The sequence below is a fragment of the Variovorax sp. P4_D9 genome, from assembly GCF_056401695.1.
On the sequence record NZ_JBFUIU010000368.1, the window covers coordinates 1 to 8,854 of the forward strand.

9 protein-coding genes and 1 pseudogene are annotated in these 8,854 nt (G+C 68.4%); 1 reads left to right on the forward strand and 9 read right to left on the reverse strand.

Features of this window, described 5'->3' with window-relative positions; translation table 11 throughout:
- A pseudogene (locus tag AC1DY5_RS31195) lies at positions 1-238 on the forward strand (MFS transporter); the annotation flags it as partial.
- 25 nt (positions 239-263) lie between these two features.
- On the opposite strand, the gene AC1DY5_RS31200 reads toward AC1DY5_RS31195, so the two are convergent.
- Genes AC1DY5_RS31200 through AC1DY5_RS31240 form a run of 9 tightly spaced genes read right to left on the reverse strand, consistent with a single transcriptional unit; the run spans position 264 to position 8,685 of the window.
- A complete protein-coding gene (locus AC1DY5_RS31200) occupies positions 264-818 on the reverse strand; it encodes a DedA family protein (protein ID WP_478117762.1) in 555 nt (184 codons plus the stop codon).
- Positions 819-827: 9 nt separating this feature from the next.
- Positions 828-1,175, reverse strand: coding sequence for a monovalent cation/H(+) antiporter subunit G (gene mnhG / locus AC1DY5_RS31205; RefSeq protein WP_478117764.1), 348 nt, complete (start codon positions 1,173-1,175; stop codon positions 828-830).
- The gene (locus tag AC1DY5_RS31210; protein ID WP_478117765.1) at positions 1,172-1,450 is read right to left on the reverse strand and encodes a K+/H+ antiporter subunit F; all 279 of its coding nucleotides are present in this window, start codon (positions 1,448-1,450) and stop codon (positions 1,172-1,174) included. The genes mnhG and AC1DY5_RS31210 overlap by 4 nt, the downstream gene beginning before the upstream one ends.
- Positions 1,447-1,938 carry a Na+/H+ antiporter subunit E gene (locus AC1DY5_RS31215; protein WP_478117775.1) on the reverse strand — a complete coding sequence of 164 codons (492 nt, stop codon included), beginning with the start codon at positions 1,936-1,938 and terminating at the stop codon, positions 1,447-1,449. The genes AC1DY5_RS31210 and AC1DY5_RS31215 overlap by 4 nt, the downstream gene beginning before the upstream one ends.
- On the reverse strand, positions 1,938-3,638 hold the full coding sequence (locus tag AC1DY5_RS31220; protein WP_478117766.1) for a monovalent cation/H+ antiporter subunit D: 1,701 nt from the start codon (positions 3,636-3,638) through the stop codon (positions 1,938-1,940). The genes AC1DY5_RS31215 and AC1DY5_RS31220 overlap by 1 nt, the downstream gene beginning before the upstream one ends.
- Positions 3,635-3,988 carry a Na+/H+ antiporter subunit C gene (locus AC1DY5_RS31225; protein ID WP_478117768.1) on the reverse strand — a complete coding sequence of 118 codons (354 nt, stop codon included), beginning with the start codon at positions 3,986-3,988 and terminating at the stop codon, positions 3,635-3,637. The genes AC1DY5_RS31220 and AC1DY5_RS31225 overlap by 4 nt, the downstream gene beginning before the upstream one ends.
- A complete protein-coding gene (locus AC1DY5_RS31230) occupies positions 3,988-6,927 on the reverse strand; it encodes a monovalent cation/H+ antiporter subunit A (protein ID WP_478117770.1) in 2,940 nt (979 codons plus the stop codon). The genes AC1DY5_RS31225 and AC1DY5_RS31230 overlap by 1 nt, the downstream gene beginning before the upstream one ends.
- Before the next feature lie 42 nt (positions 6,928-6,969).
- Positions 6,970-7,347, reverse strand: coding sequence for a fluoride efflux transporter CrcB (gene crcB / locus AC1DY5_RS31235; protein ID WP_478117772.1), 378 nt, complete (start codon positions 7,345-7,347; stop codon positions 6,970-6,972).
- Positions 7,348-7,371: 24 nt separating this feature from the next.
- Positions 7,372-8,685: a TRAP transporter large permease gene (locus tag AC1DY5_RS31240; RefSeq protein ID WP_478117773.1), complete on the reverse strand. Its 1,314-nt coding sequence runs from the start codon at positions 8,683-8,685 to the stop codon at positions 7,372-7,374.
- Between the last annotated feature and the right edge of the window lie 169 nt (positions 8,686-8,854).

Consider the following 8,854-nt stretch of genomic DNA (forward strand, 5'->3'; position numbering starts at 1 on the left):
TTCCTACGGTCAGGCGGCCGGTGCGGTCACGGCCAATTTCGAGTCGAAGTACCGCTATACCGGCGCCGCGCTCACCGCTGACCTGGCCTGGCTGATCGGCGCCGCCTTCGCGCCGCTGGTGGCACTGGGCCTGTCGGCCAACTTCGGCTTGGGCTATGTCAGCGTCTACCTGCTGTCGGGCGCACTCTGCACCCTGGTGGCGCTGCGGGTCAACCGGGCCCTCGAAATCAAGGAGTAAAGCCCCCCACGCGCCCGCGGCGCCTTCAGCGGCGCGCGTGCCATTGGCGCCAGAGTGTCATCGCCAGCGTGATCACCAGAGCGGCGAGGATCAGCCGATGCTCGTAAGGCTTCAGGTGGCCGACCCAGGCATGGACCCAGCCCGTGAGCTTGAGGCCGAACAGGGTGATAACGGCCGCCCAGACGACCGCGGCCACGGCGTCGAGCGCGGCATACACCGTCGCCCGCATCCGGCCCATGCCGAGCGTGGCGGGCAATGCGATGCGCAGGCCCCAGGCGAATCGCATGAGGAAGATCGTCGCCACCGGATGCCGGCCGACGAAGCCGTTGACCCGCTCGATGTGGGCCCGCAGCTTGGGGCGCTTGGCCAGCAGCTCGGCGCCCTTGCGCCGGCTCAGGTGGAAGTAGACCTGGTCGGTCACGAACGCCGCCGCCGCGCCGCAGGCGATCAGCGGCCCGAGCGACAGGTAGCCCTGGTGCACCGCGAAGGCGCCCAGCATCAGGATCGTCTCGCCCTCGAACAGGCCAGCAACGAAGACCACGACGTAGCCGTATTGCTGCAGCAGGTCGGACAGATGCACGAGCGCGCCTCAGCCCGGAGGGGGCACGTCGCCCATTTTCTGCCGCTCGCGGAACAGCGCCGCGCGCATCAGGAAGATGGTGGTGACCGGCGCGGTGAGCGCGACAAAGACGGCGATCAGCAGCGCGTGCAGGAACAGGCTGCCGCCCTGGACCGAGAAGTAGATGATGGTGGCCAGGGTCATGCACCAGACGCCGAGCGTCGCGCCCAGCGTGGGCGTGTGGATGCGGCGGAAGAAGGTCGGCACCTTCACGAGTCCGAACGAGCCGATGGCCGCGAAGGCGGCGCCGGTCAGCGCGAACACGGCGGTCAGGATCTCTGCCCAGAGCGGCAGCGGTCCCTGGATGATGGGGTTCATTCGATCACCTCCCCACGCAGCAGGAATTTGGCGATCGCGGTCGAGCCGACGAAGCCGAACAGCGCGATCAGCATCGCAGGCTCGAAGTAGACGTTGCTCGCATAGATGATGCCGAGCACCAGCATCATTAGCATGCCGTTTATGTAGAGGCAGTCGAGCGCCATCACGCGGTCCTGCGCCGTGGGCCCGACCAGCAGGCGGAAGAGCGCGCAGAGCATCGCCACCGCCAGCAGCAGCAGCGCGAGCTTGAGCGACCAGAGGAGCACGGGCGTCATGATTCGAAGATCTCCATCAGCGGGACTTCATAGCGCCTCTTGACCATGCCGATGAAGGCCGGCACGTCGTCGAGGTCGAACACGTGGATCAACAGAGTCGAGCGGTCGAGCGCGATCTCGGCCCAGGCGGTGCCGGGCGTCAGGCAGATGATCATCGCCAGCACCGCCAGCCCATTCGGATCTCGCATGTCGAGCGGGACGCGCACGAAGCGCGGCGCCATCTGGTCGTTGCGGCGGCTCAGCAGCAGGCGCGCCACAGTCAGCGCCGAATGGACCAGGTCGTAGGCGACCATGCCCGAGAGCCGCAGCGCCACCCCGGGCCGGCGCATCCGGACCCGGGCCGGGCGCAGCGACTGGGTCAGCACCGGCACCGCGATCGCGAGGATCGCCGCCAGCAGCAGGGTGGCCGCGTCCAGCGACTGGTTCAGCAGCAGCCAGACGACGAACAGCGCCATCGACAGCGCCGGCGAGGGCAGCCAGCGCCTGATCATTTCGCGGCCTCCGGGGCGGCGACAGGGTTCGGCACCTGCGTCGCGCCCAGCACCGCCTGGCGGTAGGCGGTCGGCGAGAACAGGCCGTCGGCGGTCGCCGCCGCGTGCTGCATCACGGCGCCGCCCTCGATTGTCAGCGCCAGGCAGGCTGCCAGCAGCGCGGCGACCGGCAGCACCTCGAGCGCGGGCAGCGCCGGCAGGGTGGCGTGGGCCTGGGTCCAGAAATGCCGGATGCCGGTCCGGCCCAGCGCCAGCAGCGAGAAGAAGCCGGAGACCATCAGCAGCCCGAGGAAGACCCACGCCGCCGGCGACACGCGCGCGCCGCCGAGAAGGCCCGACAACATGGCGAACTTGCCGACGAAGCCCGACAGCGGAGGCATGCCCGCCAGCAGCAGCGTGCAGCAGACGAAGCTGAGCCCAAGGAAGGCGACGCCGGTCGGAATGGCCCGGCCGTAGAGCGCCTGGGCATCGTCGTCGAGGTTGACGTCGTCGAGCCGGCGCAGGTCCTTGGACAGGAAAGGGGCGTCGCCCGCCGCCTCGTGCGGCGCGATGCTCGCGCCGGCGTTGCGCCAGCGTTCGATCATGTCGATCAGCATGAAGAAGGCGGCCGCCGCCAGGGTCGAACTCAGCAGGTAGTAGAGGGCACCGGCCCACACCGCCGGCTGGCCGAAGCCGATCGCGGCCAGCAGCGTGCCGGCCGAGATCAGCACGCTGTAGCCGGCGAGGTTCGACAGCCGCTGGGTGCCGACGATGCCGAAGGCGCCGACGAACAGCGTCGCCAGCCCGGTCGTGATCAGCACGCCCTGGCCGAACTGGGCCGAGGCGCCGGTGTCGGGTGCGAACAGCAGGGTCCAGAGCCTCAGGATCGTGTAGACGCCCAGCTTGGTCAGCAGGGAGAAGACGGCGCCGACCGGCGATACCGCGGCGCTGTAGGCCGGCACCAGCCAGAAATTGAGCGGCCAGGCGCCGGCCTTGGCGAAGAAGGCGGTCGCGAGGATGGCCGCCGCCGCATGCACCAGCCCGCGGTCGGCCGGATCGAGCTGCGCGATGCGCACGCCCAGGTCGGCCATGTTCAGCGTGCCCGTCACGCCATAGAGCAGCGAGGCCCCGACCAGGAACAGCGAGGATGCCGCGAGGTTGATCGCCACGTAGTGCAGCCCGGCCTGCACGCGCAGCCGTCCCGAGCCGTGCAGCAGCAGGCCGTAGGAAGCGGCCAGCATCACCTCGAAGAAGACGAAAAGGTTGAACAGGTCGCCGGTCAGGAAGGCGCCGTTGAGCCCCATCAGCTGCAGCTGCAGCAGCGGATGGAAATGCACGCCGGCGCGGTCCCAGCGCGAGGTCGAGTAGATCGAGGCGGCGAAGGCGACGACACCGGTCAGCGCGACCATCAGGGTCGACAGCCGGTCGGCCACCAGCACGATGCCGAAGGGCGCGCGCCAGTTGCCCGGCAGGTAGACGCCGATCGAGCCGGGCCCGCCACCGGTGTCGGCTGCATTGACCCAGCGCAGCAGCGCGAGCGCGGTCAGCAGGCCGACCAGCCCCGAGACCACGCTGAGCGCCGACTTACTGCGGCGGTGCTCTTCGCCGAACAACAGCATCAGTGCGGCGGTCAGCATCGGCACCAGGATCGGCACCGCGACCAGGTGCGGCATGCTGAACTCGAGCAGCCGGTCGAGGAAGGCCAGGAACTCGGTCATTCCTGCGACTCCCGACGTTCCCTGCCGTCCACGTGGTCAGTGCCGGTGAGCCCGCGCGAAGCCAGCAGCACCACCAGGAACAGGGCCGTCATCGCGAAGCCGATCACGATGGCCGTCAGCACCAGCGCCTGCGGCATCGGATCGGCGGTGTTCGCGAGGGTCGCGATGCGCCCGGGCTCGAGCACCGGTTCGCTGTCGACCTTGAGCCGTCCCATGCTGAAGATGAACAGGTTGACGGCGTACGAGATCAGCGTGAGCCCCATGATCACCTGGAAGCTGCGTGGCCGCAGCAGCAGGTAGACACCCGAGCCGGTGAGGACGCCGATGGCGATGGCGAGCACGATTTCCATCAGGCGGCCGCCTCGATCTCGGCCGCGACGCGCGCGGCTTCTTTCTCGGCCTGCTCGTCGGACCAGCGGTGGCTGCGGATCGACTGGTGGGCGAGCGCGGTGAGTATCAGCATGGTGGCGCCGAGCACCAGGGCGAACACGCCCATGTCGAAGAACAGCGCGCTCGGCACGTGGACCCCGCCGACGAGGGGCAGGTGCAGGTGCGCGGTGTGCGTTGTGAGGAACGGATAGCCGGGGACCACCGCGCCGCCACCAGTCGCCAGAGCGAGCAGCAGGCCGGCCGCGATCCAGCGCCGCGGATAGATTCGCAGGTGCTCCTCGACCCACTCGGTGCCCGAGACGATGAACTGCAGCACCAGGGCCACCGACATCACGAGCCCGGCGACGAAGCCGCCGCCCGGCTGGTTGTGGCCGCGCATGAAGAAGTAGACCGAGACCAGCACCGACAGCGGCAGCAGCAGCCGCACCAGCACGGCCGGCACCATCAGGTAGCCGACCGCGGTGTCCTTGGCGCGGCGCGGGTTCAGCAGGTCGCTGCTGCCGTCGCTGGGCTGCAGCCGCTGCTGGATCGGCAGCGCCATCGATTCGGGCGCCGGACGGAAGCGGCGCAGGAGCGCATAGACCGTCAGCGCGACCACGCCCAGCACGGTGATCTCGCCGAAGGTGTCGAAGCCGCGGAAGTCGACCAGCATCACGTTGACCACGTTGCTGCCGCCGCCCTGGGACAATGCGTTGTCGAGGAAGAAGGGCGATATGCTGAGCGGAAATGCGCGAGTCATGACGCTCCAGGCGATGGCCGCCATGCCGGCGCCGGCGGCGATCGCGATCGAGAGGTCGCGGCTGCGCCGGCCCACGTGCCGCAGCCGGGCGCCCACCGGCTCCGGCTTGGCGGTGCGCATCGGCAGCCAGCGCAGCCCGAGCAGGATCAGCACGGTGGTGACCACCTCGACCACCAGCTGCGTGAGCGCCAGGTCGGGCGCCGAGAACCAGATGTAGGTGATGCAGCAGACCAGCCCCGCGCCCGAGGCCAGCATCAGCGAGGCCAAGCGGTGGAACTTGGCCTGCCAGGCCGCGCTGACCGCGCAGATGGCGCCGATCAGCCAGGTCATCGCGAACATCGGCGAGAAGGGCAGCGGCTCGCGCGTGCCGCGCGCCACCGGCGTGACCCAGAGCGCCGCCCCGGCACCGGCGACGGCGACCGCGACCAGCAGCAACAGCTGCGTCTGCAGCCGGCGCGTGCCGAGCAGGCGCCGGCTGCGCCGGCCGATCTCGCTGAGCCGGGCCATCGCATTCTCGAACATGCGCTGGCCGTCGAAGCGATTCAGCAGCGGCGTCGTCGAGAGCACACCGCGCTCGCGGCCGCGCCGCTGCAGCAGGTAGAGCAGCGCGCCACCGGCAAGCGCGATGAAGCTCATCATGAGCGGCAGATTGAAGCCGTGCCACAAGGCCAGGCTGTAGGCGGGCAGTTCGCCGCCGACCACCGGCGCCGCCGCGGTGGCCAGGAAGGCGCCCACCGACCACGCCGGCGCCACGCCGACCACCAGGCAGATCAACACCAGCAATTCGGCCGGCACGCGCATCCAGTGCGGCGGTTCGTGCGGGGTCTTCGGCAGGTCGGCGCCACAGGGCGGACCGAAGAAGACGTCGAACACGAAGCGCGCCGAATAGGCCACGCTGAAGATGCCCGCGATGGTGGCGATGACCGGCAGGCCGCGGTCGACCCAGGGATTCGACTGGATGAAGACGGTCTCGGCGAAGAACATCTCCTTCGACAGGAAGCCGTTGAGCAGCGGCACGCCGGCCATCGAGGCGCTGGCGATGATCGCCAGCGTGCCGGTGATCGGCATCAACTTCAGCAGCCCGCTGAGCTTGCTGATGTCGCGCGTGCCGCTCTCGTGGTCGATGATGCCGGCGGCCATGAACAGCGAGGCCTTGAAGGTCGCGTGGTTCATGATGTGGAACACCGCCGCGACCGCCGCCAGCGGGCTGTTGAGCCCGAGCAGCAGCGTGATGAGGCCGAGATGCGAGATCGTCGAATAGGCCAGCAGCGCCTTCAGGTCGCGCTGGAACATCGCCACGTAGCCGCCGAGCAGCAGCGTGATCGCGCCGGCGCCCCCGACAAGCCAGAACCATGGCTCGGTGCCCGACAGCACCGGCCACAGGCGGGCCATCAGGAACACGCCGAGCTTCACCATGGTGGCCGAATGCAGGTAGGCCGACACCGGTGTCGGCGCCGCCATCGCGCGCGGCAGCCAGAAGTGGAACGGGAACTGCGCGCTCTTGGCGAAGGCGCCCAGCAACACCAGCACCAGCAGCACCGGATAGAGCGGGTTGGCGCGGATCAGGTCGCCCGAGGCCAGCACCATGTCGAGGTCGTAGCTGCCGACGATGCGACCCAGGATCAGCACGCCGGCCAGCAGGCACAGTCCGCCCGCGGCAGTGACCGCGAAGGCCATGCTGGCACCGCGCCGCGCATCGCGCCGATGGTGCCAATAGCCGATCAACAGGAACGAGAACAGGCTGGTGAGCTCCCAGAACATCACCATCTGGACCAGGTTGCCCGACAGCACCACGCCCATCATCGCGCCCATGAAGGCGAGGAAGAAGGAGAAGAAGCGCGGCACCGGGTCCGAGGCCGACATGTAGTAGCGCGCGTACAGCACCACCAGGGCGCCGATGCCGAGCACCAGCATGCAGAAGAGCCAGGCGAAGCCGTCCATGCGGAAGCTCAGGTCGAGTCCGAGCACGGGCAGCCACTCGACCCGCTGGCGGATCACGTTGCCGTTGGCAAGGTCCGGAAAGAACCAGGCGGCCTGCACCGCGCACGCCAGCGCGACCAGCCCCGCCAGCGTCGACTCCCGGTTGCGCGCGTTCGATGGCAGCAATGCGGCGAGCACGCTGGCGACGAAGGGGAGTGCAACGAGGAGGGCAAGGGGCATCGCGAACGATTCTATCGACCGCCCCTACGGCAATTCCCCCGCTCAGGCCATGAATTGCCGGACCGTGCGAAAGCCCAGCCAGGTCAGGCCCAGCGAGCCGCCGAGGTGCAGCGCGATGGTGCCCAGTGCAAGGCCCGGGCGGCCGCTGATCAGCATGGCGACGACCTCGGCCGAGAAACTCGAGAAGGTGGTCAGCGAGCCCAGGAAGCCCGTGACGACGATCAGCCGCCAGGCCGGGTCGATGTCTGGCAGCGCGGTGAAACCGGCAATCGCCAGGCCGACGATGTAGCCGCCGATCAGGTTCACCGCCAGCGTGCCCCAGGGCAGCAGGCCGCCCGGGTTGAGCCACATCTGGAAGCCCCAGCGCATCAAGGCCCCGATGCAGGCGGAGACGCAGATGACGATGACGTTCAGCAGCATCGGCGGATGATATTCGCGCGGCCGCTACTTCTCGACGCCCATCACCACGTCGGGCAGGATCGTCACGATGCCCGGGAACACGGTGATCAGCACGATGCACAGCACCAGGCAGAAGAAGAAAGGGATCGCTGCCTTGGCGATCACGTTGCTGTCCTTGCCAGTCATGTTCTGCAGCACGAAGAGGTTGAAGCCCACCGGCGGCGTGACCTCGGCGATCTCGACCAGCAGCACGATGAAGATGCCGAACCAGACCAGGTCGAAGCCGGCCTTCTGGATCATCGGCAGCACCACGGCGCTGGTCAGCACGATCATCGAGATGCCGTCGAGTGCGGTGCCCAGCACCAGGTACACCAGCACCAGCGCGCTGATCAGCGCGTAGGGCGACAGGTGCATGGAATCGACCCACTCGGCGAGTTCGCGCGGGATGCCGGTGAAGGCCATGGTCTTGGTCAGGAAGGCGGCGCCGGCCAGGATGAACATGATCATGCAACTGGTGCGCGTGGCGCCCATGATCCCGTCCTTGAAGTTCTTCCAGGTCAGGCTCTTGCCCCAGGCGGCGATGCCCAGCGAGCCCAGCACGCCGAAGGCCGCGCATTCGGTGGCGGTGGCCCAGCCCGCTACTAGCACCCAGACAATGAAGATGATCAGCAGTGCGCACGGGATCAGGTTGCCCGAGAGCCGGATCTTCTCCATGAAGGCGGTCGGTGGGTCGGCCGGAGGCACCTGATCGGGGTTGCGCAGGCTCCACCAGCCGATATAGCCCGAGAACAGCACCATCAGCAGCAACCCCGGCAGGAAGCCCGCCAGGAAGATGCGGATGATCGATGCGTCGGCCGCCACCGCATAGACCACCATCGTGATCGACGGCGGGATCAGGATGCCGAGCGTGCCCGCGGTGGCCAGCGAGCCGATCGCGAGCTTCTCGTTGTAGCCGCGGCGCACCAGTTCCGGCAGCGCCACCTTGGCGATGGTGGCGCAGGTCGCGGCCGACGAGCCGGAGACCGAGCCGAACACACCGCAGCCGAGAATGGTAGTGTGCATCAACCGCCCGGGTACGCGGTTGAGCCAGGGACGCAGGCCTTCGAACATCTCTTCGCTGAGCTTGGTGCGAAACAGGATCTCGCCCATCCAGATGAAGAGCGGCAGCGCCGCCAGCTCCCACGACGCGTTCGACTCCCAGAACGACGAGAAGAGGTTCTTGGCCGGCAGCGTGTTGGTGAAGAAAGCCTGGCCGACCCAGCCGACGATCGCCAGGGTCATCGCGATCCAGACGCCGCCGGCCAGCAGCACCAGCATGATGGCGAGCAGCAGCGCGCCCATCAGAAGAGTTTCGAGCATGGGGGCCTTAGACGTCGGAAGAGAAGTCGCCGGCCGCGTGCCGCTCTTCGACCGCGCGTTGATAGCTCGGCTTCTCGCCGCGCACCACGCCGACCAGTTCGTCGACCATCGCGATCAGCAGCAGCCAGCAGCCGAGCACGAAGGTCGATTGCGGAATCCAGATCGGGAT